Source organism: Yersinia sp. 1652 StPb PI (assembly GCF_041538345.1).
Classification (GTDB): Bacteria; Pseudomonadota; Gammaproteobacteria; order Enterobacterales; family Enterobacteriaceae; genus Yersinia; species Yersinia enterocolitica_E.
The window spans coordinates 332,765-355,583 of record NZ_JAULSM010000001.1 but is presented as its reverse complement, the minus strand read 5'-3'; the positions used below and the strand labels follow the sequence as shown (position 1 = coordinate 355,583).

Here is a 22,819-nt window from a genome sequence, read left to right as displayed (position 1 = left end):
TGTGCCCCCGTTAATGGCTTTGAGCGCGCCACGCATCAACAGCACTGATAACTTCGCTCACCGGAATGGCGTTCAAATACCGATCGGTAGTGTCAGTATCTATCTCATTAGGGTGTGGCAACGTGCGGTAATGCCCGGCCCATAACAGCGTGTGAGGAGCCTGCCACGGATGCCATTGGTTAAGATTACTGGGGCCAAAGAGGACCACTGCGGGTGTTTGTAAGGCTGCGGCCATATGCATTGCCACGGAATCTACGCCAATAAAGAGCTTAGCGTTATCAATAAATACTGCCAGTTCCGGTAGCGCCAGCAGGCCAGACAAATTAACCACCTTCTCGGGTTGTGTGCATCCGGCGATGATCTCAGCAATATAATCCAATTCAGCCTGATCTTTGCCGCCGGTAAGTAGAATGGTTTCACCTTGCTCGGTGAGATGATTTACCAGTTGGCTAAATGATTCACTGGCCCATGTTTTGAACTTCCAGCGAGCAGAAGGTTGGATCAATATATAGTCATTGATATGGCGTTGTTGGCACAATTTCTGTACCCGTTCAACATCGTGCACACCATAAGACATGGTAACATCAGTAATAATATCCGTCAGTTGTAGTGGTGCGAGAATATCCAGATTATTGAGTACGGTATGCCTTTTGGCCGCATTGGGGATATCAACCAATGTAGAATGACAATAGCGCCATAGCCAGGTATCGCGTTTGGGATAATGGAAACCAATACTGAAGCCAGGTTTTAATAAACGACAATACGCTGCGGCTCGCCATTGATCGGATAAATTGAGAATCAGATCATAATGGTGTTCTTTCAATGCATTAAACAGCGCTTTTTCGCCACTGATTTGGGCCTTTAGACCCGCATGCTTGAGGCCACGGTCAACAATAAATGCATGATTGACCGTTTTGTTCTCCCGCAGCATATCTTGCGTTCCGCCATACAGCAGCACGTCGATTTTTGCTTGTGGGTAGTTGGCTTTTAAGGTACTCAGTAGTGGCGTAGTGAGTAAAACATCGCCGAAATGGCGTAATTTAATCACTAAAATACGCTGAACGTTACTTTTGTCCCGCAGTGTATCTGGCAGGTTAAATGCTCGCTGTTGGGCGGTAGCAACAAGAGCAGAAGGTTGCCCGGCAGGTGATTCTGTCTTATTTGATGTATTCATCATAGGATGCGCCATCATCGGCAACGAAGGGGGGCAATAATGCTATCCAAGTGTTTGCTGCATGGCAATTCTTTTATATCCGTCATACTGCAAGCTGCATGTGCGTTGGCTGCCCTCGCTCACCCCAGTCACTTACTTGAAATATCTTTCTTACTTAACTCTATAAAGCCACGAATGATTGTAATGATCATTCTGCCCCGAAGCTCAAGCTGGCAAGTAAGATAATTATCAGAAGGAATTGGCGTTATCGGCGCAGGCAGATTGAGTGTGGACAGCGCACAGCCAATGGAGCGTACACGCAGTACGTGACGGCGGCGAGCACTGCCCCGAAGCTCAAGCTGGCAAGTAAGATAGCCAATTTTAGAGGCCAGGCGCTTTCCATAGGGAAGTCGTCAACCCGCTATCCACCAGCGACAACTGATCGGTATATACTGCTTGCCAGTTTACTTTTGCGGCTTGATACAGTGCCTGATGCTCGGTGTTCGGGGTGTATTCCCGCTCCCAGCGCACTAGCCGCTCACCGGTTTTATCTAGCGTGTCATACAGCCCGACCCCCACACCCGCGGCGATAGCACAACCGAGAGCCGTGGCTTCTTTGACAACTGGTACTCGGACAGGAACCCCGGTCACATCGGCCAAAATTTGGCTCCACAGTTTCCCTTTTGAACCTCCGCCTGCAAATACCACTGAGGCTGCTTTGACGCCGGAGAACTCAGCAATTTGCGCTAAGTTACAGGCCGAGACTATCGCGGCATTCTCTTCCAGAGCACGGAACAGGGTAGCTTTGTTGCATTTTTCTGGATCAAGTGAAAGGTTAATAAAGGAAGGTGCGGCGTGATACCAGGATTTGAAGCGCATTACATCGGAGAAAATCGGCATGATGCCGTATGCCCCTGCCGGTACGCGGGCGGCCATATCCTCCAATAAACTGTAGGTATCGATACCCAGCCGCTGCGCCAGTAATTTCTCTTCGGCGCAAAATGCATCACGGAACCAGCGCATGGTCAGGCCGGTAAAGAAACTGATGGATTCAGCCTGTACCATACCGGGAATAACATGAGGGTTAATACGCGTATTCATATTCGGATCGGTAATCGGCTTAGGCAAATTAACCACCTGCTGCCAGAAGGTGCCGCCCAATACTGCGGTCTGACCCGGTTGAACGACCCCCAACCCCAAACAACCTAATTGTACATCACCACCGCCCATCACCACTGGCGTTCCCACCAACAGACCACTCTCTTCTGCGGCTTGTGCTGTGACATGGCCTAGCAGTGTTCCGGTTTCTTTGACCGGCGATAAAATATCAGCACGTAGTCCAGCCATCTCCAGCAAGCTCGGTTGCCAGTTACGGGTGACTAAATCCAGCATGCCGGTGGTTCCTGCATTCGAAGGATCAACCGCCAGTTCGCCACTGAGCATATTGGCTAGCCAGTCGCTTATCATGGTTAATGTACCCGCCTGGCGATAGATATCCGGGCGGTAATGCGCCAGCCACAGTAACCGAGGCATAGCACTCAGTGCCAGAGTTTGGCCTGAACATTGATAAACCTCGAATTCAAACCCATCATTATGCAGCTCTTTAAGCTCACTGACTTCACGGCTGGCACGGGCATCCACATTGGCACACGCCCAAATAGGTTTGCCACTGCGATCATAAAGCACAATACCTTCGCGCATTGAGCAGGCAGCCACGGCGCGAATAGCACTCGCCGGTAGCTTAGCCTGATGCAATGCTTGGCGGATACACTGGCAGGCCAACTTCCAGTTAGTCGCTAAATCAAACTCCATCGACCCTGGGACATCAGGTACTGGCAAATGTAGCCACTCAGCCTGTCCGGCCGCTATCTGATTACCGTTAAGATCAAATATGACAGCCCGGACACTGCCGGTGCCGGCATCCAGCGCCATCAGGTATTCAGCCGATGTGGTCGTAGAGAATTGACTCATTACGCTATCCTCTGTTTTATATGAATTTATGAATAAACCTGTCCTCTACTGCTTTTTTCTCAAAAGAATAACCAAAACTATTGGCGTAATTCTTGAACCCCTGCGCAAGCCTAAGCTGGCAAGTAAAATAACCAATCAAATCAATTTGATGATTGATCTTGCTGTCAGCTCATCCGTCACTAATGCATTCACGTATTTTCCGCGCAATGCAGCCACAATCGCTTCTGATTTTTCAATGCCACCGGCGACACCAATCACTGTCGGGATGTTGGTCAGATCTGCCAGTGAGACGCCAATCAGCTCCTGGTGAATCTGCATATCCGGCACCAATGCGCCATCGGCTTGCATAAAGTAGCCAAGGATATCGCCGACCGCCCCCTTGCGACTGAACATCAGTTGTTCGCCTTCACCGATATAGCCGGAGCGTAAAATGGTGGCCTCTTTTTGCTGATTGACCGAACCGATACCCACCACGGCAACATCAGCTGCTCGGGCGGCTAGCATCACATCGCGCACACTGTTTTCCTGACGGAATGTTTCCGCCACTGTGGCACTGGAAGCACGCAACGGCGCAGGAATAATGCTGACCTGACAAGCGGCATCCAACTGGCCAATACCGGTCATATAAGAGCCAACCCCACCGGAAAGCGTCACCAGTCTGACCTGCTGCGAAGCGATAAAACCGCTTAAATGCTGTAAGGCACACATGGTGGTTTCACCAAAGCCGACTGCCAGTAGTTGTTGTGGTTGTATCAATGCCATCAATAAATGTGCAGCGCCAATCCCCAACCGGCTACTGATACTGAGATCAGCCAGAGAAGGCAGAATGCGGATATGCTTGAGGCCGAAATGCTGTTGCAAGGTGTTTTCCAGTTCCAGACAACCCTCATAGCGCGAATTAATCTGTACCCGAATAACCCCAGACTGGCGGCCTTTCTCCAGCAATCTGGAGACCTTCAGCCGGGTTAACCCCAACAGTTCGCCAATATCCCCTTGTGTTAAGCCATCGTGATAATAAAACCACGCAATGCGAGCGAGCAGTTCCTCTTCACTCATGCTATTACCCGGATATTTGTATTCATCGTTAGACGACATGGGTTTTTCTTTTGTTACTGATTTTTCTTTCATCATTAGCCGTGATCCCTATTGCCGCTTTCTCATTCTTCATTGATTCATCATCGATCAAAAATCCACGGTCTGATAAATGCTATACCCAAGAGATTTCAAGATGCAGGGAGGCGGCAAGCGCTGGCCCGTAGGGTGAGCCTCTGATGAGGTTCATCATCCCGATGAGCTTACATAAGTAAGTAATTCGGGCGATTGGGCACAGCCAACACACCTACAACTTGAAAGATGACGGGTATAAATCTCAGTTGATAACTACGCTAACAGCTTAGGCAATACATTTGAACATATTTTAATTTAAATTTTTTTATTCACGGAAATGTGATCTTGATTACGCCACAAATGGGATTATGCAGCTATCTTTTTTGAACACTTTTAAATTTAAAATATTTTTGTTCATAAACAGGAGCCACTGATGCCGCACACCAATCCGCCACCGCTGCTCCAGGTTCGTGGTATCAGCAAGCAGTTTTCCGGCGTAGTGGTATTGAAGAGTATCGACTTTACTCTGCAACCAGGACAGGTACATGCCCTGTTGGGAGGAAATGGCGCGGGGAAATCGACGTTGATGAAGATCATCGCCGGCGTGCTGCCACCAGACAGCGGTACCATCGAGATCAATGGGCAACCCTGCCTTAACCTTACCCCAGCAAAAGCACATCAACTCGGTATCTATTTGGTCCCCCAAGAACCGATGCTATTTGCCAATCTGTCGGTACAAGAAAATATTCTGTTTCGTTTGCCCAAACATCAGGCTGACAAGAAGAAGATGGCGCAATTACTCAAAAACCTGGGTTGCCATTTGGATCTGTCAGTCAGCGCCGGTTCACTGGATGTAGCAGATCAACAGTTAGTAGAAATTATGCGCGGCCTGATGCGTGACTCACGTATTTTGATCCTTGATGAGCCAACAGCGTCACTAACACCGGCGGAAACCAATCGTCTATTTAGCCAAATCAAAATGTTATTGCAGCAAGGTGTCGGAGTGGTATTTATCTCCCACAAATTACCTGAAATTCGTCAACTGGCAGATTGGGTCAGTGTCATGCGTGATGGTGGCATCGCTCTAAGTGGCGCCACCACTGATTTCTCCATCGATACGATTATTCAGGCTATTAAGCCACAGACCAAAAACAGCGAATTATCTGATACCCAGAAGCTATGGTTGGAGCTGCCCGGTAACCGCCGCTCTCAAGCGCGTGCTCAGTCCAATCAACCGGTGATAGAAGTTGCCGATCTGAGTGGTGAAGGTTTTGCCCATATCTCTTTTGAGGTGCATGCCGGTGAAATCCTGGGATTAGCGGGGGTGGTTGGTGCGGGCAGAACAGAACTCGCGGAAACACTCTATGGTTTACGACCCGCCAGCGGTGGCCACGTCAGGCTGGAAGGGATTGATATCACATTGATGAAAACCGTCAATCGTCTGGCAACCGGGTTGGTTTATCTGCCGGAAGACCGTCAAGCCTCCGGCCTCTATCTGGATGCTCCGCTCAGTTGGAATGTCTGCTCGCTCACCCAGGGTAATCAGGGGTTATGGACACATCCGGCACAGGAAGCCGCCATTCTGGAACGCTATCGGCGGGCACTAAACATTAAGTTCAGCCACCTCGAGCAACCCGTGCGCACCTTGTCCGGTGGCAATCAACAAAAGCTGTTGATTGCGAAATGCCTTGAGGCCAATCCGTTGCTACTGATTATTGATGAGCCTACTCGTGGCGTAGATGTATCAGCGCGCAGCGATATTTATCAATTGATCCGCAGTATTGCCTCTCAGCATGTGGCGATCATTTTTATCTCGTCAGATCTGGAAGAAGTCGTGCAGATGGCTTCCCGGGTGTTGGTCATGCATCAGGGTGAAATCAGTGGCGCAGTCAGTGGGGCGGAAATGAATGTCGATACCATTATGCATCTGGCCTTTGGTGAACATAATACCGATGCGCGCCAATCTGCTGAAAGCGAGGGCGCATCATGTTGAAATTTATTCAAAGCTATCAATTTATTCAAAACAATCGCGAAGGTACCGCGCTGTTGGCGATTTTGGCTTTATTTGCCTTGCTTGGTGTGATCGACAGTAATTACTTCACCTTGCAAACCTTCACCATGATTTTCAGCAGCGCACAGATCCTGATCCTGTTAGCCATCGGCGCCACCATGGTGATGCTAACCCGCAATATCGATGTGTCCGTCGGCTCCATTACCGGCTTATGTGCCGTCACTGTGGGTATGGCGCTCAATGCGGGTTTCGGGCTGGCAATCTCCTGCCTGTTTGCTCTGCTGGTCGGCATGGTGACAGGCTTCTTTAATGGCATTTTGGTTACCTGGCTGCGCATCCCGGCGATTGTCGCCACCCTGGGTACGCTGGGGTTGTATCGCGGCCTGATGCTATTGATAACCGGCGGGAAATGGATAGAAGGGCTGCCGGCAGACTTGAAAAGTTTATCCACCCCGATTCTGTTTTCTATCTCTCCTATCGGCTGGCTAATTATGCTGCTGATTGTAGCTATGGCTTTGTTGCTAGGTAAAACCGCCTTTGGCCGCAGTTTCTATGCTACCGGCGATAACTTGCAGGGTGCACGCCAACTGGGGATCCGCACCGACAGTATTCGTATTTTTGCCTTCTCAATGAATGGGGTGATGGCCGCGCTGGCGGGGATTGTCTTCGCCTCCCAAATTGGCTTTATCCCTAATCAGACGGGCAGTGGGTTAGAGATGAAAGCCATCGCCGCCTGTGTTCTCGGTGGGATCAGCCTGCTCGGTGGTACCGGCACCATTCTCGGGGCCATTCTGGGGGCTTACCTATTAACACAAATCGACAGCGTGCTGGTGCTACTGCGCCTGCCTGCGTGGTGGAATGACTTTATTGCCGGTTTGGTGTTGCTGGGTGTACTGGTGTTCGATGGCCGCCTGCGTTGTGCCATTGAGCGCAATATCCGCCGGCAGAAATATGCTCGCTTTAATGCTCGCCCGGCAGTTTCTGGTAAGTCGACAACTTCGGATAAGAAGAAAAACGTTATACCCAATAGATTTCATGATGCAGGAAGGCGGCAAACGAGAGAATCCCGATGAGCTTACAGTGGTAAGTGATTCGGGTAAACGAAGCAGGTAACACACCTGCAATTTGAAAGATGAAGGGTATAAAAAGAGGTAGCGCGATGAATATTTATCGCCGTTATGGATGGGAACTGGCCTTGGTTGCACTGTTAGTGCTGGAAATCCTGCTGTTTGGTTTATCGAATTCTCGCATGCTGGATATCAACGTACTGCTGTTCAGTACCAGTGATTTCATCTGCATCGGCATTGTAGCTTTGCCGCTGACCATGGTGATTGTCAGTGGAGGAATTGACATCTCATTCGGTTCAACTATCGGATTGTGCTCCATATTCCTAGGCGTGATGTTTCAAGCTGGCGTCCCCATGAGTGTCGCGATCCCGCTGACACTGGTGGTTGGTGCGTTATGCGGTTTGATTAATGCCGGGCTGATTCTGTATACCGGCGTCAACCCGTTGGTCATAACTCTAGGCACCATGTACCTGTTCGGCGGCAGCGCCTTGCTGTTGTCCGGCATTTCCGGCGCGACCGGCTATGAGGGCATTGGCGGCTTCCCAACAGCCTTTACCGATTTTGCCAACCAAACGTTGTTCGGCCTGCCCGTCCCATTGGTTATCTTTATGGTCTGCGTGCTGCTGTTCTGGCTACTGATGCACCGCACCCATAGCGGCCGCAACGTATTTCTTATCGGGCAAAACAGTCGGGTGGCCCGTTACAGCGCCCTGCCCGTCGCGCGTACCTTATGCATCCTGTATGCCCTGACGGGTGTGGCGTCTGCGATTGCCGCGGTCCTATTGGTCTCTTATTTCGGTTCGGCACGCTCTGATTTGGGGGCTTCGTTCCTGATGCCAGCCATCACCGCAGTGGTACTGGGGGGCGCTAACATCTACGGCGGCTCTGGCTCCATCCTCGGGACGGCACTGGCGGTATTACTGGTGGGTTACTTACAGCAAGGTTTGCAAATGATTGGCACACCAAACCAGATATCGAGTGCGTTGTCCGGTGCATTGCTGATTCTGGTGGTGGTTGGGCGCTCTATCAGCCTGCACCGACATCTGATTCATGAATGGCTGCAACGTCGTCGCAGCAGACACACCCTAAGTTAATACCTGTTTTCTTTTGTAGTGAAATTGCCAACACCTCTACCCCTAGCTTCTTCGGAGATAGCAATGAAAACACAAAGATTAAAAAAGCTGGCACTGGTTTGTGCCCTTGGATTTGCCTGTATCACTACTGCTCAAGCGGCAGAACGCATCGCATTTATCCCGAAACTGGTCGGGGTCGGCTTCTTCACCAGCGGCGGTAAAGGTGCCGTTGATGCCGGTAAAGAGCTGGGTGTGGATGTGACCTACGATGGCCCGACAGAACCGAGTGTTTCCGGCCAGGTTCAGTTAATCAATAACTTCGTCAATCAGGGTTACAACGCCATTGTGGTTTCGGCAGTCTCACCGGATGGACTGTGCCCAGCGTTAAAACGCGCGATGCAACGGGGTGTCAAAATCTTGACCTGGGACTCTGATACCAAACCAGAATGTCGCTCGGTTTACATCAACCAAGGTACCCCGAATCAATTGGGTTCGATGCTGGTCGATATGGCCGCGAATCAAGTGAAAAAAGATAAAGCCAAGGTCGCCTTCTTCTATTCCAGCCCGACGGTTACCGATCAGAACCAATGGGTCAATGAAGCGAAGAAAAAAATCCAACAAGATCACCCCGGTTGGGAAGTGGTTACCACCCAGTTCGGCTATAACGATGCCACAAAATCACTGCAAACCGCAGAGGGCATCTTAAAAGCTTATAGCGATCTGGATGCCATTATTGCCCCAGATGCCAACGCCCTGCCCGCTGCGGCGCAAGCAGCAGAAAACCTGAAACGCGACAACGTGGCGATCGTCGGCTTCAGTACTCCAAACGTGATGCGCCCTTATGTTCAGCGCGGCACGGTCAAGGAATTCGGTCTGTGGGATGTGGTTAATCAAGGCAAGATTTCAGTTTATGTCGCCAATGAAATGCTGAAAAAAGGCGACCTGAATGTCGGCGATAAAATTGATATCCCGAACATTGGTGTGGTTGAAGTGGCACCGAATAGCATTCAGGGCTATGACCATGAGGCCAAAGGCAGCGGTATTGTGTTACTGCCACAGCGGGTCATTTTCACTAAAGAAAACATCGACAAATACGATTTTTAATCTCGGCGGCCCGTCCACCGGCGGGCCGGAACAGGACTAAGGGAGTAATAACAGATGGCTGATTTAGACGATATTAAAGACGGTAAAGATTTCGGTATTGGCGTGCCGCAGATAAATCCTGCCTTTACACTGAAAGGCTCAGGTTCACTGGATTGGGGGATGCAATCCCGGCTGGCGCGAATTTTCAATCCGAAAACCAATCGCACGGTAATGCTGGCATTTGATCACGGTTATTTTCAGGGGCCGACCACTGGCCTGGAGCGGATTGATATCAATATCGCCCCGCTGTTTGAATATGCCGACGTCCTAATGTGTACCCGTGGCATTTTGCGCAGTATCGTCCCCGCGTCGGCCAATCGCCCGGTAGTACTGCGCGCATCCGGTGCCAACTCGATTCTGACTGATTTATCCAACGAAGCGGTGGCGGTGGCAATGGAAGATGCATTGCGGCTCAACTCCTGCGCCGTGGCTGCACAAGTCTATATCGGCACTGAACACGAGCATCAGTCGATTAAAAATATCATTCAATTAGTTGATCAGGGAATGCGCTACGGCATGCCTACCATGGCCGTGACTGGCGTCGGTAAAGACATGGCTCGCGACCAGCGCTACTTCTCTCTGGCTACCCGAATTGCCGCTGAGATGGGCGCACAGGTGATCAAAACCTATTATGTCGACAGTGGGTTTGAACGTATCGCTGCCGGTTGTCCAGTGCCTATCGTCATTGCCGGTGGTAAGAAACTGCCAGAACGCGATGCATTGGAAATGTGCTATCAAGCCATTGATCAGGGAGCGTCAGGTGTAGATATGGGGCGCAATATCTTCCAGTCAGAAGCCCCAATTGCCATGCTGAAAGCGGTTCATGCGGTGGTACATAAAAATGAAAATGCACAAACAGCCTATAAGCTGTTCTTAGATGAAAAAGGTTGAGTGGGCATCGCTGCCAGTCAGTGACTGGTAAGCCGTGACAAGAAGGTCTTCGGTAATCAGGAGACCTTTGGTAATCAGGAGACAAATATGCACGTGACTCTCGTCGAAATTAATGTGAAAGATGACAAAGTTGAGCAGTTTATTGAGGTTTTTCGCGCCAATCATCAGGGTTCTATCCGCGAGGCGGGGAACTTGCGTTTTGATGTGCTAAGGGACGAGACGATCCCAACCCGTTTTTATATCTATGAAGCCTATACCGATGAAGCTGCGGTGGCGGCCCACAAGAAAACCCCCCATTACCTGAAGTGTGTCGAGCAACTGGAGGGATTGATGACCGGCCCACGCAAGAAAACAGTATTTATCGGCCTGATGCCTTAGCCGACACGGGCAGCCGATTTCCTACGCTGCCCGCATGTTGGAACCACATGGCAAATTTAGCGACTGAGCCACATCACGCGCACACGCTAAAACTTATCCGCACCCATAAACCGCCTAGTAACTCACTGTGCAATAACTCTGGGCGGGTTTTATGGTAGGTCGTAATGTCTTTTACCAATGCTAACCCCAGCCCCGCCCCTTGCTGCTCACCCACATTATCCAACCGGTGGAATGGCATCAGCGCTTGCGCAGCTTCATCTTGTGCAATACCAGGGCCACTGTCTTCTATTTCTAACCAACAGCGCCCTGTGTCACCGCCTATAACCAACCGTACCGTCACCACGCCATGCTTTGGCGTGTATTTCAACGCGTTATCCAGCAGGTTATCGCACAGTTCAGTCAGCAATAAGGCATCCCCCTCGATCCAGCACTCAGACCCCCCCTCATAGCCCAGATCAATCTGCTTGCTGCGGGCTTGAGCAAGGTGTGCAAAACACGCGTCACGTAATAGTGGGCCGAGATTAACCGGTTGTAGTCTGCGCTCGTGTACTTTCATCCGTGATAATTGCAATAACCGATCCGTCAGGGAAACGGTGTGATCCAGTGTCCCGCGCATCGCCACCAGGCTTTCACGCCATTGTTGTGGGGAGTCACTGGCCAGGGCCACCGCCACCTGCGTTTTCAATACCGTTAACGGTGTACGCAATTGATGAGAGGCATCAGCACTAAAGCGCCCCTGACGTGCCACCATTTCCCGTAAACGCTCGATGTAGCGATCAAAGGCCAATAACAACGGTTCCATTTCTGACCATGGCAACACTTTGGGGAGCGGGGTCAGCTCACCGGGATCTCGACGCAGCATCAGGCCCGACAGTTTACGTAGTGGCTTGAGAATGCCTTTGAGTAAGATATACGCCATTACCAGCGTCAAGAGCACCAGCGTACCTTGGGTCAAGACTGCCGATATCATGATCTGCTGTGCCAGATCATGGCGGGATGCTAGCGTTTCAGCCACCAGCACCATCGCCATCCCCATAACACCAGACTCATTAACCGGTTGATAAAGCGCAGCCACACGTATTGGTTTGCCTCGGTACTCGGCATCATAAAAATGTACCAATGCAGGGTAGAGAAGAGATCGTGGCGTATTCAGCGGGAAAGGCGGTAAATCATTGTAGCCAGCTATACTTTTCCCCTCTGGCGTAATCACCTGATAGTAAAGCTGATCATTCATATTGCGCTCAAAACTATCGAGGACAATATAAGGGACATCAACCTCTAGCTGCCCATGACGAACAACCAACCGCTCCGCCACCGTTCGGGCAGAGGCTAATAACGTGCGGTCATAAGCTAACGTAGCCGCATTCATCGCACTGATATAATGGGTATAAATAGAGATCCCGCCCAAAATCAGTAGCGGGACACCAAAAAACAGCAGCAATTGATGAAACAGCGAACGTGGGGCTTTAAACCATCGTGGCACAGTCGTGTTAGAGCACGCCATCAGTGCATTCCAGGCTGTAACCTAAACCGCGTAAAGTCTGGATAGAGACATTACTGCCATGCAGCTTTTTACGCACCCGATGCACATACAGTTCAATACTTTCTGGATTGGCATCATCGGATAAGGTAAATACCTGCTCAAACAGTTGTTGTTTGGCAACTGGCCTACCCCGGCGATGCATCAGTGAGGTTAATACTGCCGATTCCCGCGGTGTCAGCGCCAATGGCTTATCCGCTAACAGAAAGTAACCTTCGTCGTGATAGGTCAACTCACCAAATTGCACCGCCTGCCCGGTTCCGCCGACACTACGCCGTAATAGAGCACGTATCCGCGCCTCCAGTTCATCCAGTTCAAACGGTTTCGTCAAATAGTCATCCGCCCCCAAGTTCAGTCCTTTCACCCGGTCTGCCACTTCCGTTCTGGCGGTCAACAACAGCACCGGTAGCGTTTGCCCACGCTTACGTAGCCGGGCCAGCAAATCTAACCCGTTCAAACGTGGCAACGCCACATCCAATACCACCAGCGTGTAATTTTCGTTTTGCAGCAAATGATCGGCGGCAACACCATCATTTGCCACATCCACAGCGAAGCCCGCATGAGTCAATGCTTTCTGTAACCAGTGAGATAACTCGGGGTGATCCTCTACCAACAAGAGACGCATATCACATCCTGTACTTTTTCCTTCCCATTGAAAGGTAACTGAAAGGTTAATCTATTAACAATTCAGCAACCTCGCAATCGCGGGAAGGCTCACAATTTAGAAGAAAATAATGAGGGAATAATATGAAAAGGATAATTACCCGCACTTTAGCCGCCTCGATTCTGATACTGACAGCACAAATGGCACAGGCTATCGAGGCACCTGGCAGAACAGAATGTATTGCGCCGGCCAAACCCGGCGGCGGCTTTGATCTTACCTGTAAATTGATTCAGGTTTCCCTGCAAGAGACTAAAGCAATTGATCGCCCGATGCGGGTCAGCTATATGCCGGGAGGTGTCGGAGCGGTTGCCTATAACGCCATCGTCGCGCAACGGCCAGCAGAGTTTGGCACCGTGGTCGCGTTCTCCGGCGGCTCTTTACTTAATCTGGCACAAAATAAATTTGGCCGTTATAGCCCTGACGATGTGAAGTGGTTGGCGGCCGTTGGCACTGATTACGGCATGATCGCCGTGCGGGCTGACTCTCCCTATAAAACGCTAAAAGATCTGATGGATGCCTTTAAACAAGATCCTAACAGCGTGGTATTCGGGGCCGGTGCCTCGATTGGCAGCCAGGACTGGATGAAAACGGCGTTACTGGCCCGTGAGGTGGGCGTCGATCCCCATAAAATGCGCTATGTGGCCTTTGAGGGTGGCGGTGAACCGGTTACCGCATTGTTAGGTAACCATATTCAGGCGGTGTCCGGGGACTTAAGTGAAATGGTGCCCTATCTGGCAGGCGACAAACTACGGATATTGGCTGTTTATGCAGAACAACGCCTGCCTGGCCAACTGGCTAATATTCCTACGGCTAAAGAACAAGGCTTCAATTTAGTGTGGCCGATTATTCGTGGTTTCTATCTCGGGCCGAAGGTCAGTGATGCCGAATATCAATGGTGGACGGAGACCTTTAACACCTTGGTACAAACTGACGAGTTCAAAAAACAGCGTGAATTACGCGGCTTATTTGAGTTCAACCTGACCGGCAAAGAGCTGGATGTGTATGTCAAAAAACAGATTGAACAATATCGTGAACAAGCTAAAGCATTCGGGCTGGCCAAATAATTAAGGAGAAAGATCATGAGCGATCGTATTTTTGCCAGTATCTGGATCCTGCTCTGTATCAGCGGCTTATTTATCGGCTGGGGAATTCAAAGCGAATACAGTTACGAGCCGCTAGGCCCGCGCCCTTTCCCGATGGCAATTCTGGCGTTAATGACACTGTGCGCGGTGCTATTGCTGCTGCGTAAACCAGACGTTATCGCATGGCCGCACGCCAAAGTATTGCATCGCCTGTTGGTGATGGTGATTACGCTGGTGCTCTATGCTTGGGGATTTGAGTCGCTTGGATTCCCGCTGGCGACAGCCCTACTAACATTTAGCATCGCATTGTTATTTGAGGCAAAAATATGGGTCGCTGCGCTGTCCGGCGTGGTTCTGGGCGCGTCATTATTCTATGCCTTTGACTATTTACTTGATGTCACCCTACCACTTGGCGTTTGGCTGAACTAACGAGGCTGTGATGGAAACTTGGATGTATTTATCGCAAGGATTTGAGGTGGCATTAACACCACAAAACCTGATGATTGCCCTGATAGGCTGCTTTATCGGTACCATTGTTGGCTTACTCCCAGGACTGGGGCCGATCAACGGCGTGGCCATTTTGCTGCCACTCGCTTTTGCCCTAAAACTGCCCGCCGAGTCTGCCCTGATCTTGCTGGCTACGGTTTATATCGGTTGTGAATATGGTGGGCGCATCTCATCCATATTACTTAATGTCCCCGGTGATGCCGCGGCTATCATGACCGCCCTTGATGGTTATCCGATGGCGCAGCAGGGCCGTGCCGGTGTAGCGCTATCCATTTCAGCAGTTAGCTCATTTGTTGGTTCACTCTTGGCTATTGGTGGGATCATTCTGTTTGCACCGCTACTGGCACAGTGGTCACTGGCATTCGGCCCATCGGAGTATTTCGCGTTAATGGTCTTCGCCATCGCCTGCCTTGGCAGCATGATGAGCCAAAACCCCTTGAAATCACTGCTAGCCGCCTTAATCGGATTGGGGTTGGCGACAGTAGGCGTTGATGCAAACACCGGCGTTTATCGCTTCACCTTTGATAGTGTCCACCTCTCTGATGGAATTCAATTTATCGTAGTGGTGATCGGCTTGTTCTCGGTCAGTGAGATCTTGTTGATGCTGGAAAGTACCAGTACCGGCCAGAAACTGGTGCGTAAAACCGGTCGCCTGATGTTCAACCGCAAAGAAGCGGCAGAATGTGTTGGGCCAACACTGCGATCTTCAGTGATCGGTTTCTTTGTTGGGATTTTGCCGGGCGCAGGGGCAACCATCGCCAGTGCGCTGACCTATATGACCGAAAAGCGCATCAGTGGTAACAGCGATAGTTTTGGTAAAGGGGATATTCGTGGTGTTGCCGCACCTGAAGCGGCGAATAATGCTTCTGCCTGTGGATCTTTTATTCCGATGCTCACTCTGGGCGTTCCAGGCTCAGGCACTACGGCGGTAATGATGGGAGCATTGACCCTGTATAACATCACACCGGGGCCTGCAATGTTCACCGAGCAACCGGATATTGTCTGGGGGTTAATTGCCTCGCTGTTGATAGCCAACGTTATATTACTGCTGATGAACCTACCTCTGGTTGGCTTCTTCACCCGCATGTTAACCATTCCGTTATGGTTCCTGGTCCCCGCCATTGCAGCAGTCTCTGCGGTGGGGGTCTATGCGGTGCACAGCACCACTTTCGACCTGATGCTCATGGTCGGATTGGGTATCTTTGGCTATCTGCTGAGAAAAATGAACTTCCCCATGTCCCCGCTGATTTTAGGCTTTGTTCTGGGCGAAATGCTGGAGCAAAACCTGCGTCGTGCACTGTCCATTAGCAATGGTAATTACACTATTTTGTGGTCGAGCCCTATTGCAAAAAGCTTGCTAATACTGGCCGTGCTGGTGTTGGTGCTGCCGCCAATCCTGCGAGTAGTACGTAAATTTCGCCAATCAAAGCCAGCCGTTAATGAAGGGTAAAAACTGACTCGTATTACTCCGGGGCTGATAATTATAGGATTATTGGCCCCGATATATTGGGAATATTCCGCGTTATAAGATGACACCTATCAGCAAAATGCTTAATGAGTAAACTGATCATCACCAGTACCGGAAATGCTTAGACCTTAACTATAATGAAGGTAGATAAGTGTAATCACGATAAATAATGAGGCAAAACCATGTCAGACAAAATCGCCGTCGGTATCAGCGCTTGCCTGTTAGGTGAGAAAGTACGTTTCGATGGCGGGCATAAACGTCTAACATTTGCCGTGGACGAGTTGGCCCCTTTTGTTCATTTTGAGCCGGTCTGCCCTGAGATGGCAATCGGGCTGCCTTCGCCCCGCCCAGCGCTACGCTTGGTTAAAGCAGGCGCTGATGATATTCGTCTCAGCTTTAGTAACCAACCAGAAACCGACCTGACCCGCGCCATGCAGGACTTCTCCGCGAAAAGAATTGCGGGATTGCAGCATTTAAGCGGCTATGTGGTTTGCGCCAAATCCCCTAGCTGCGGCATGGAGCGGGTGCGGGTGTATGAAGCCGATGGCAAAAATAACCGCAAAAGTGGTACTGGCATTTTCACTCAAGAATTAATGCGCCAACTACCGTGGCTCCCCATTGAGGAAGATGGCCGCCTGTGTGACCCAGAGCTGAAAGAGAATTTTGTGGCACGAATCTATGCCTTACACGAGTTTAATCAGCTATGGCAACAAGGCATGAGCCGCGCCCGGCTGATCGCTTTCCATAGCCGCTATAAATTATTATTACTAGCTCATTCGCAACCTGCCTACCGTGAATTAGGGCGTTTCGTTGCGGCTATCGACCAATGGCCTTCAATTAATGAATGTGCTTTTGAATACCGTAACCGGCTGATGGCCCTGATGAGCCAACACTCCTCCCGCCGTGGTCACACCAATGTCTTGCAGCATGTCCAAGGCTATTTCAGCAACCAACTCAGCCCCCGGCAACGCAGCGAGCTGGCACAACTGATTTTGCGTTATCGTCAAGGCAGTCAGCCACTGCTTGCCCCCATTACCCTGCTCAAACATTATTTAGCTGAATATCCCGACAGCTATCTTGCCCAGCAGCGCTATTTTGACCCTTACCCGGAGGTTTTGCGCCTAAGGTATGGGCATTAATAGGGGGAATTTAAACGCGATATGAAGCCCGTGGTAATTCAGCAAGTTGCCGCGTTATCAGATAACACCTATCAGCAAAATGTCTCCTTTGCGTTATTCTTAGCGCCGAAGAAAATAATTAGCAGTCTTTCTGGTGGTATCACGGCCTCATGGCAGTGAGGCCGCTGTAAAACAGGAGTTTCTATGAACACCACTTATCGCCTGGCGCTGGCTTTGGCTTTTTCTACCACGCTGCTGACGGCTACCGTTCACGCCAATAGCCTATTGGATTCAGTAAAAAGTGCTGCTGACCAATACAGTAAATCGGGTGATAGCTCATCTTCATTGTCGTCATTGACCGGCTTACTCAATGGCGGCGATAAAGGGCTTAGTGCCAGCACCATGACCAATGCTGCCGGTATATTGCAATATTGCGTACAAAATAATGTCCTGTCGGCCAATGGCACTTCGGCGATTAAAGACCAATTGATGAGTAAACTGGGTATCACCAGTACCGAAAATGCCAAGAGCCAGGACTATCAGGAAGGTTTAGGCGGATTACTGAAAACCGGTGAAGGTAAGAGTTTGAATTTGAACGATCTGGGCAGTGAGCAAATCACTGAAAAAATCAAAACCAAAGCCTGTGATTTAGTGCTGAAACAGGGTCAATCGTTCTTGTTGAAATAAACCTGACACACTGAGGTTTATAACAACGCGATTCCTGGCGCAGTGAATGAAGGGTTTACCGCACTCAGAGTGCACGGTGGTTTACGCCACTATTGCCCCAACAGTAAGTACCCCTTCATTTCACTTTGTCAGCGTGTTCTATTTTATGAAGATATTCTGGCGGTGATACGCCATCTGCCCTTCATCGGGGGAAAACTTAACCGGTAAACGCAGCTTCCGCCCTTCATATTTAGCGAAATTATCTTCACTGATACTGCTTTTGAGTTTTTTGATCTGAGGGGATAACACCATTTCCAGATGCTCATTAAAGGTGATTAATCCCTGATCAAAGGCCCGGTCGTGCAAACTTGAAAGACACAGACCATTACTGGGATTAAGCCGATGTTCAGCGCCGTGACTCCATGGGCGAATATGGCTGGCAACGAGTAATGCAGGTACTTCTAGTTCAGTAATACAGCAACGATTGTCATAGATGTGCAGTACATTTTTACGAAATAATTGCTGACCGACCCTCGCTTTAATAATCATAGTTCTTTCGCCGCCACTAAAGTCTTTAATACCACTGTCGGTGTTAATACTATTATCAACTTTAATATTACTATCAAACAGTTGGGTAATCGGCTTTTCTAACTCACTCATCGCCTGTTGGCATTGCAATTCAAAAACTTCAGCATTCTCATTCAATTCCAGCCATAAAGCTCGGTCGGCCTTAGAGACACTCGTTAAACCACTGCGGCCTGAGTCAGTAATAAAAGGGTCCAGACTGGCTAAATTGACCAACTTCATCGCGAGTGCCGAAGGGGTTCTGCCAATTAACGCGGCGTAATGAATAATATCGGGATTTCTGGAATGCAATTTGCCAAAGGGAATTTGGCTATACAGTGTAAAAGCAACTAACAGTTGATCCCGCGTCCAGTGATTTACCGCCGCCATGCATCGTCACCCGAAATTAGTGAGTCATTTTATTGAATGCGTTAACTATGCCAGGTGTTGTGGGGTATGGGTATCCTATCCTCCCAATATATCTTCAGCCCTAACTCGGATAACCATACAAAATCTAAATTAACCACAACAATCCATACCCCAAAAATATCCTGTTTTGGGATATTTTTACGCGGATAGGATAATTACTCGAACACATCACATGGAGGATTAAACATTATGGATAAACAAGACTGGCATCCGGCAGATATTATCGCGGGTTTGAAAAAACGCGGTACAACGATGGCGGCACTTTCCCGAGAGTCAGGGCTGGCCTCTTCAACGCTGGCGAATACGTTGTTGCGCCATTGGCCGAAGGGCGAAAACTTGATTGCACAGGTGCTGGAATTACATCCTGCGGAGATCTGGCCTTCACGTTATCTGAAGCCTAAAAAAACGCGAAAAACGTTGCCAATTGCGTAATTAAATCTAGTTGATTCCACTTCTCCATGGAGGATAAACGGAAGTGGAATCACTAACTTTCAGGCCATCATCCTGCTGCTGTCTCGCAGGTAAAGATATTGGTACCCATATTATATGCGGCTTCAAGTACCGGACCAGGGCCACCTAAGTCTGGCAGCAGTAACACGGTTGAACTCATCACCGGCGCACCGCAGAAATTGAAAATACCGTGCTCAATCTGTATTTTCATCGCTTCGGCAAAGCCATGATTGATATAAGTCTTATGCGCGGCTGCACCGATTCCAATGATATGTACTGGCAGATGCGTCAGCTTTTTGATCAACTCTCCCGCGTCATCATAGGCCCAGCCATTGGAAAACACGCGATCAATCCATCCTTTTAACAATGCGGGCATCGACCACCAGTAAATTGGGAACACTAATACCAGCGCATCTGCTCGCTCAATCCTCTGTTGCTCCGCCAGCACATCATCCGACAGCGAAGCTTGCCGATTAAAAGCAGCAATATCCACTGCGGTAAACCTTGGGTCAAAACCTTCGGTAGCAATATCGGCAATCTCATAAGTGTGTGTAGAATCCGATGCAACCAACCCCGCTGCAATCTGTCGTGCAACACTGTTAGTGAGTGATTCATGAAGCGGATGTGAGGTAACGATAAGTGAATGCATAATCTGACTCCTGATTGCCATTAAAATGCCGTTGGCGTAATCTATATACCATTAGTAAGTTACTGTTGGTAAGTTACCTTTGGTATATAAGCATGTCAACTAGCAAAAAGAATGTATCGTCACGACTTCGCCTATCGCGTGAAGAGCGTTACCACCAATTAATGAATACAGCATGGCAACTGGTGCGGGAAGAAGGCACTGAAGCCCTGACGCTAGGCCGCCTTGCTGAGCGCTCCGGCGTCACTAAACCGGTGGTTTATGACCATTTCGGCACCCGAGCTGGACTTTTTGCCGAACTTTATAAAGAGTTTGATAGCCGCCAAACCGCATTGATGGACGCGGCCATTGCGCAATGCGAGCCAACACTCACTGCTATCGCCACTGTGACCGCTTCATCATATATTGACTGTGTCCTGCTTCAGGGGCAGGAAATCTCTGGGGTCATTGCAGCATTAAAAGGCACGCCTGAGCTGGATGAGATGAAACGTGAATATTCTAAGGCGTACATCCGCAAATGCCGGAATATACTCGCGCCCTATGCTAAAGGGAATCTGATTTCAGATGCCAGCCTATGGGCATTGCTAGGTGCAGCAGAAGGGTTATCGTGTTCTGCTGCTAGCGGCGAAATCACCGCCTCACAGGCAAAATCTGAGCTATTTGAGTTGATTATGGCGATAGTAGAAAGAAGCATGGGCCAGCGCTAGCAACGGCAAAGTACCCTCAAAAAGAATCAGATGGAATAGCAGGCGTAGATTAAAAGTTTGCCGAGGCTGTATCAGTAGTTTGAGTGCGAGCAGGTAATGAATGAATTTCCAAATACTCCCCGCACTGCGAGGAGTATTCAGAATAACGTTAAATCGCTTTTTCTGATTCAATGCTTTTTTGATTACGACTGACTGCCACTTTGAATAGCCAATATATCAAGCTGGCGGCAACCAGCGAGTTAATGGTTGGAATCCCCCACTCAGTCACCAATCCGATAACACTGCCGACAATACTGGCGATAATGGCAATCCAACCGATAACCGGTGTTTGAGTTTCGTCAGGGAGTTTCCCTTCCAGTCGACTCTTATCCAGAATATTGCGATGAGAGCGCAACACAAAATAGTCCACCAGCATGATGCCGATAATCGGCGGGAATACCACACCTAGCACTGTAAGGAAATCCACAAACCGATCCAAAATCCCTAACACGGAAAGTGTCGTACCCAGAACACCGATAACTAACGTGGTTAAGGTGTATTTCAGTTTTTTCCCGGTCAACCCCTCGACCGCATTGACGATACCGAGGGACGAAGAGTACAGATTAAGGTCATTAACTCTTAATGTTGAGAACACCACCACCAGCAAGCCTGCACCACCCGCGGCCTGAGACATAATAGTCACCACATCAGCTGTTCCCAGCGTTTTAGCAATCAAGATAGCCAGGCCATTGACCACGAACTCCCCGGCCACAATGGTGAAAATCGTCACACCCAACACATGCTTCCCATTTTTGGAATAACGCGTTAGGTCAGGGGTCATCAGGCTTGCCACGATAGCGCCCCCGACAACGATAGTGATACCTGCGCTGATAGACAGAGGATCACCCGGTGGTATCAACTGCATAATTTCATGCAGATTATGCCCGGACAGCGTACTAATAGAGATATAAGCCACCAGCAAAATAAACATCGGAACCGCAATACGTGCGGCGATGCGCAATGCCTTAAAACCAAATGCCACCAAGATAGTCAGCAGGCTACCCGATAAAGCTGCCGCGAATCCGAATCCCAGTTTATTACCCAAAGCGAAATCAAGCGATTTGGCGAAAATAGCGTTTTGTATACCAAACCAACCCAGTAAGCTCACCGCTACCACAATCCCGATCAGTACTGAGCCTAAGCGACCAAAGCCACACCAGCGAGCCAACAGGCTACCGGAGATCCCTTCACGCATACCGGCCAGCCCAAGACCGTAGGTCACAACACCAAATATTATGCTGCCAATAAGGATTGCGGTGAATGCATCAGTCAGTGTCATGGAGTTACCCAGCACCGCCCCCAGCATAAATTGATCCAGCGCGGTCAACATACCCATGTGAACGATGGCAACGCTTAAAAATGAAACCCTTTTATCCTGTGGCACGCGGCTTAATGGATAGTCTTCAATTTTGATCACGATAAAGTGCACCCTTGTAGTTCAGATAAACTGGATTCCTTTTGCTACCAGTCGATCCGGAATATAATTATCCAAATGTGCAAATTTGCAAAACTCCTCAAACTGTTGCAACGTGTGGACATCAGATTTTTGATAAATAGTATATATTCTGTTTTCTATTGTTTTAGTGCTGATGTTATATATCTTAGCGATCTCTTTAACAGAAAGTCTTTGCAACATTAAAAATATAACGTCAAGCTCAGCACGGGTAAAAGTTTTACTATTAATTTCGGTGGTCAGGACGCTTGGTTTTTGTTGGTTTATGTATTTGAGTGGAGATAAAGTATTAAGTGGTTTGGCACTCCACATAACACCAATGACTTCTTTTTTATCATTATAAATAGGCAGCTTTTCACTGATAAAGGGGGTCAGAGTATCTTTACCATACCAATAATGTGTTTCTATGACAGTAACCCGATCTTGTGACTCTTCGGTTCTCTTATCATGCTCCATAAACTCGGGAGAAAATTCAGCCCAGTTAGCAGGAAACTCATCGTCCAGCTTCCCCTCTATCTCAAAGTTCAATGGTGTATTGGTATAAAGATAGGCTGCCTTGTTCATATAGATATGGCGGGAATTCAGATCTTTAATGCCCCATGGCTCACTGAGGTGCTCCATCATGGCAATAAGGCCCTTGAAATAAATTTCATTATTTTTATCGGGCAAATCCATTACGACCTCGCCGATTA

23 protein-coding genes are annotated in these 22,819 nt (G+C 49.3%); 14 read left to right on the top strand and 9 right to left on the bottom strand.

All coding sequences use genetic code 11. The features are described 5' to 3' along the window. Positions 1 to 10: 10 nt before the first annotated feature. The 3 genes from rfaQ to lsrR all read right to left on the bottom strand — a co-directional run bounded on the left by rfaQ (position 11) and on the right by lsrR (position 4,252). On the bottom strand, positions 11 to 1,177 hold the full coding sequence (gene rfaQ, locus Q2T71_RS01695) for a putative lipopolysaccharide heptosyltransferase III (protein WP_372557915.1): 1,167 nt from the start codon (positions 1,175 to 1,177) through the stop codon (positions 11 to 13). A gap of 357 nt (positions 1,178 to 1,534) precedes the next feature. Continuing rightward, the gene (gene lsrK, locus Q2T71_RS01690; RefSeq protein WP_372557914.1) at positions 1,535 to 3,124 is read right to left on the bottom strand and encodes an autoinducer-2 kinase; all 1,590 of its coding nucleotides are present in this window, start codon (positions 3,122 to 3,124) and stop codon (positions 1,535 to 1,537) included. 135 nt (positions 3,125 to 3,259) lie between these two features. Next, positions 3,260 to 4,252, bottom strand: coding sequence for a transcriptional regulator LsrR (gene lsrR / locus Q2T71_RS01685; RefSeq protein WP_372559815.1), 993 nt, complete (start codon positions 4,250 to 4,252; stop codon positions 3,260 to 3,262). A 412-nt stretch (positions 4,253 to 4,664) separates the two neighbouring features. On the opposite strand from lsrR, the gene lsrA reads away from it, so the two are divergent. The 6 genes from lsrA to lsrG all read left to right on the top strand — a co-directional run bounded on the left by lsrA (position 4,665) and on the right by lsrG (position 10,794). Then, positions 4,665 to 6,224: an autoinducer 2 ABC transporter ATP-binding protein LsrA gene (lsrA, locus tag Q2T71_RS01680; RefSeq protein ID WP_372557913.1), complete on the top strand. Its 1,560-nt coding sequence runs from the start codon at positions 4,665 to 4,667 to the stop codon at positions 6,222 to 6,224. Continuing rightward, a complete protein-coding gene (gene lsrC, locus Q2T71_RS01675; protein ID WP_372557912.1) occupies positions 6,218 to 7,315 on the top strand; it encodes an autoinducer 2 ABC transporter permease LsrC in 1,098 nt (365 codons plus the stop codon). The genes lsrA and lsrC overlap by 7 nt, the downstream gene beginning before the upstream one ends. An 86-nt stretch (positions 7,316 to 7,401) precedes the next feature. Then, on the top strand, positions 7,402 to 8,403 hold the full coding sequence (lsrD, locus tag Q2T71_RS01670; RefSeq protein WP_372557911.1) for an autoinducer 2 ABC transporter permease LsrD: 1,002 nt from the start codon (positions 7,402 to 7,404) through the stop codon (positions 8,401 to 8,403). Positions 8,404 to 8,466: 63 nt separating this feature from the next. After that, positions 8,467 to 9,486 (top strand): autoinducer 2 ABC transporter substrate-binding protein LsrB, encoded by a 1,020-nt coding sequence (lsrB, locus tag Q2T71_RS01665; protein WP_372557910.1) that lies wholly within the window; start codon positions 8,467 to 8,469, stop codon positions 9,484 to 9,486. 54 nt (positions 9,487 to 9,540) lie between these two features. Next, positions 9,541 to 10,416, top strand: a complete 876-nt coding sequence (gene lsrF, locus Q2T71_RS01660) for a 3-hydroxy-5-phosphonooxypentane-2,4-dione thiolase (protein WP_083160768.1) — start codon at positions 9,541 to 9,543, stop codon at positions 10,414 to 10,416. A gap of 87 nt (positions 10,417 to 10,503) precedes the next feature. Further along, on the top strand, positions 10,504 to 10,794 hold the full coding sequence (gene lsrG / locus Q2T71_RS01655; protein WP_372557909.1) for a (4S)-4-hydroxy-5-phosphonooxypentane-2,3-dione isomerase: 291 nt from the start codon (positions 10,504 to 10,506) through the stop codon (positions 10,792 to 10,794). A gap of 73 nt (positions 10,795 to 10,867) precedes the next feature. Here the strand turns inward: lsrG and Q2T71_RS01650 are convergent, their stop codons facing one another. Both Q2T71_RS01650 and tctD read right to left on the bottom strand, forming a co-directional pair. Next, on the bottom strand, positions 10,868 to 12,298 hold the full coding sequence (locus Q2T71_RS01650) for a sensor histidine kinase (protein WP_372557908.1): 1,431 nt from the start codon (positions 12,296 to 12,298) through the stop codon (positions 10,868 to 10,870). Beyond that, positions 12,285 to 12,959 carry a transcriptional regulator TctD gene (tctD, locus tag Q2T71_RS01645; protein ID WP_372557907.1) on the bottom strand — a complete coding sequence of 225 codons (675 nt, stop codon included), beginning with the start codon at positions 12,957 to 12,959 and terminating at the stop codon, positions 12,285 to 12,287. Before tctD ends, Q2T71_RS01650 begins: the two co-directional genes overlap by 14 nt. Positions 12,960 to 13,081: 122 nt before the next feature. Here tctD and Q2T71_RS01640 point away from each other — a divergent pair, with 122 nt between their 5' ends. The 6 genes from Q2T71_RS01640 (at position 13,082) to Q2T71_RS01615 (ending at position 17,860) form a co-directional block, all read left to right on the top strand. Beyond that, complete coding sequence (locus Q2T71_RS01640) at positions 13,082 to 14,062, top strand: Bug family tripartite tricarboxylate transporter substrate binding protein (protein WP_372557906.1); 981 nt, start codon at positions 13,082 to 13,084, stop codon at positions 14,060 to 14,062. 15 nt (positions 14,063 to 14,077) lie between these two features. Beyond that, on the top strand, positions 14,078 to 14,509 hold the full coding sequence (locus tag Q2T71_RS01635) for a tripartite tricarboxylate transporter TctB family protein (protein WP_083160778.1): 432 nt from the start codon (positions 14,078 to 14,080) through the stop codon (positions 14,507 to 14,509). Positions 14,510 to 14,519: 10 nt separating this feature from the next. After that, positions 14,520 to 16,037, top strand: coding sequence for a tripartite tricarboxylate transporter permease (locus Q2T71_RS01630; RefSeq protein ID WP_372557905.1), 1,518 nt, complete (start codon positions 14,520 to 14,522; stop codon positions 16,035 to 16,037). Positions 16,038 to 16,237: 200 nt separating this feature from the next. Further along, positions 16,238 to 17,194, top strand: a complete 957-nt coding sequence (locus Q2T71_RS01625) for a YbgA family protein (protein ID WP_372557904.1) — start codon at positions 16,238 to 16,240, stop codon at positions 17,192 to 17,194. Between the two features lie 21 nt (positions 17,195 to 17,215). After that, positions 17,216 to 17,353, top strand: a complete 138-nt coding sequence (locus Q2T71_RS01620; RefSeq protein ID WP_193784736.1) for a hypothetical protein — start codon at positions 17,216 to 17,218, stop codon at positions 17,351 to 17,353. A 24-nt stretch (positions 17,354 to 17,377) separates the two neighbouring features. Beyond that, a complete protein-coding gene (locus tag Q2T71_RS01615) occupies positions 17,378 to 17,860 on the top strand; it encodes a DUF2501 domain-containing protein (protein WP_372557903.1) in 483 nt (160 codons plus the stop codon). A 138-nt stretch (positions 17,861 to 17,998) separates the two neighbouring features. On the opposite strand, the gene Q2T71_RS01610 is transcribed toward Q2T71_RS01615, so the two are convergent. After that, positions 17,999 to 18,793 carry an HNH endonuclease gene (locus tag Q2T71_RS01610; protein WP_372557902.1) on the bottom strand — a complete coding sequence of 265 codons (795 nt, stop codon included), beginning with the start codon at positions 18,791 to 18,793 and terminating at the stop codon, positions 17,999 to 18,001. A gap of 228 nt (positions 18,794 to 19,021) precedes the next feature. On the opposite strand from Q2T71_RS01610, the gene Q2T71_RS01605 reads away from it, so the two are divergent. Further along, entirely contained in the window at positions 19,022 to 19,264 is a 243-nt protein-coding gene (locus Q2T71_RS01605; RefSeq protein ID WP_083160785.1) for a helix-turn-helix transcriptional regulator, read from the top strand. 67 nt (positions 19,265 to 19,331) lie between these two features. Here Q2T71_RS01605 and Q2T71_RS01600 read toward each other — a convergent pair whose 3' ends face one another. Further along, a complete protein-coding gene (locus Q2T71_RS01600) occupies positions 19,332 to 19,931 on the bottom strand; it encodes an NAD(P)H-dependent oxidoreductase (RefSeq protein ID WP_372557901.1) in 600 nt (199 codons plus the stop codon). A gap of 161 nt (positions 19,932 to 20,092) precedes the next feature. On the opposite strand from Q2T71_RS01600, the gene Q2T71_RS01595 reads away from it, so the two are divergent. Further along, positions 20,093 to 20,635 (top strand): TetR/AcrR family transcriptional regulator, encoded by a 543-nt coding sequence (locus Q2T71_RS01595; protein WP_372559814.1) that lies wholly within the window; start codon positions 20,093 to 20,095, stop codon positions 20,633 to 20,635. Between the two features lie 148 nt (positions 20,636 to 20,783). Here the strand turns inward: Q2T71_RS01595 and Q2T71_RS01590 are convergent, their stop codons facing one another. Together Q2T71_RS01590 and Q2T71_RS01585 are read right to left on the bottom strand one after the other, a co-directional pair. Next, positions 20,784 to 22,091: a cytosine permease gene (locus tag Q2T71_RS01590; RefSeq protein WP_372557900.1), complete on the bottom strand. Its 1,308-nt coding sequence runs from the start codon at positions 22,089 to 22,091 to the stop codon at positions 20,784 to 20,786. 21 nt (positions 22,092 to 22,112) lie between these two features. Beyond that, entirely contained in the window at positions 22,113 to 22,802 is a 690-nt protein-coding gene (locus Q2T71_RS01585; RefSeq protein WP_083160791.1) for a PAS and helix-turn-helix domain-containing protein, read from the bottom strand. Between the last annotated feature and the right edge of the window lie 17 nt (positions 22,803 to 22,819).

Bases quoted from the DNA above. Each gene is read 5' to 3' on its own strand.
- lsrC (WP_372557912.1), top strand. From the start codon at position 6,218: ATGTTGAAATTTATTCAAAGCTATCAATTTATTCAAAACAATCGCGAA.
- Q2T71_RS01630 (WP_372557905.1), top strand. From the start codon at position 14,520: ATGGAAACTTGGATGTATTTATCGCAAGGATTTGAGGTGGCATTAACA.
- Q2T71_RS01585 (WP_083160791.1), bottom strand. From the start codon at position 22,802: ATGGATTTGCCCGATAAAAATAATGAAATTTATTTCAAGGGCCTTATT.
- Q2T71_RS01625 (WP_372557904.1), top strand. From the start codon at position 16,238: ATGTCAGACAAAATCGCCGTCGGTATCAGCGCTTGCCTGTTAGGTGAG.
- Q2T71_RS01640 (WP_372557906.1), top strand. From the start codon at position 13,082: ATGAAAAGGATAATTACCCGCACTTTAGCCGCCTCGATTCTGATACTG.
- Q2T71_RS01610 (WP_372557902.1), bottom strand. From the start codon at position 18,793: ATGGCGGCGGTAAATCACTGGACGCGGGATCAACTGTTAGTTGCTTTT.
- lsrR (WP_372559815.1), bottom strand. From the start codon at position 4,252: ATGAAAGAAAAATCAGTAACAAAAGAAAAACCCATGTCGTCTAACGAT.
- Q2T71_RS01605 (WP_083160785.1), top strand. From the start codon at position 19,022: ATGGATAAACAAGACTGGCATCCGGCAGATATTATCGCGGGTTTGAAA.
- lsrF (WP_083160768.1), top strand. From the start codon at position 9,541: ATGGCTGATTTAGACGATATTAAAGACGGTAAAGATTTCGGTATTGGC.
- tctD (WP_372557907.1), bottom strand. From the start codon at position 12,959: ATGCGTCTCTTGTTGGTAGAGGATCACCCCGAGTTATCTCACTGGTTA.
- lsrB (WP_372557910.1), top strand. From the start codon at position 8,467: ATGAAAACACAAAGATTAAAAAAGCTGGCACTGGTTTGTGCCCTTGGA.
- lsrA (WP_372557913.1), top strand. From the start codon at position 4,665: ATGCCGCACACCAATCCGCCACCGCTGCTCCAGGTTCGTGGTATCAGC.
- Q2T71_RS01650 (WP_372557908.1), bottom strand. From the start codon at position 12,298: ATGGCGTGCTCTAACACGACTGTGCCACGATGGTTTAAAGCCCCACGT.
- Q2T71_RS01600 (WP_372557901.1), bottom strand. From the start codon at position 19,931: ATGCATTCACTTATCGTTACCTCACATCCGCTTCATGAATCACTCACT.
- rfaQ (WP_372557915.1), bottom strand. From the start codon at position 1,177: ATGATGAATACATCAAATAAGACAGAATCACCTGCCGGGCAACCTTCT.
- Q2T71_RS01635 (WP_083160778.1), top strand. From the start codon at position 14,078: ATGAGCGATCGTATTTTTGCCAGTATCTGGATCCTGCTCTGTATCAGC.
- lsrD (WP_372557911.1), top strand. From the start codon at position 7,402: ATGAATATTTATCGCCGTTATGGATGGGAACTGGCCTTGGTTGCACTG.
- Q2T71_RS01620 (WP_193784736.1), top strand. From the start codon at position 17,216: ATGAAGCCCGTGGTAATTCAGCAAGTTGCCGCGTTATCAGATAACACC.
- Q2T71_RS01595 (WP_372559814.1), top strand. From the start codon at position 20,093: ATGAATACAGCATGGCAACTGGTGCGGGAAGAAGGCACTGAAGCCCTG.
- lsrG (WP_372557909.1), top strand. From the start codon at position 10,504: ATGCACGTGACTCTCGTCGAAATTAATGTGAAAGATGACAAAGTTGAG.
- lsrK (WP_372557914.1), bottom strand. From the start codon at position 3,124: ATGAGTCAATTCTCTACGACCACATCGGCTGAATACCTGATGGCGCTG.
- Q2T71_RS01615 (WP_372557903.1), top strand. From the start codon at position 17,378: ATGAACACCACTTATCGCCTGGCGCTGGCTTTGGCTTTTTCTACCACG.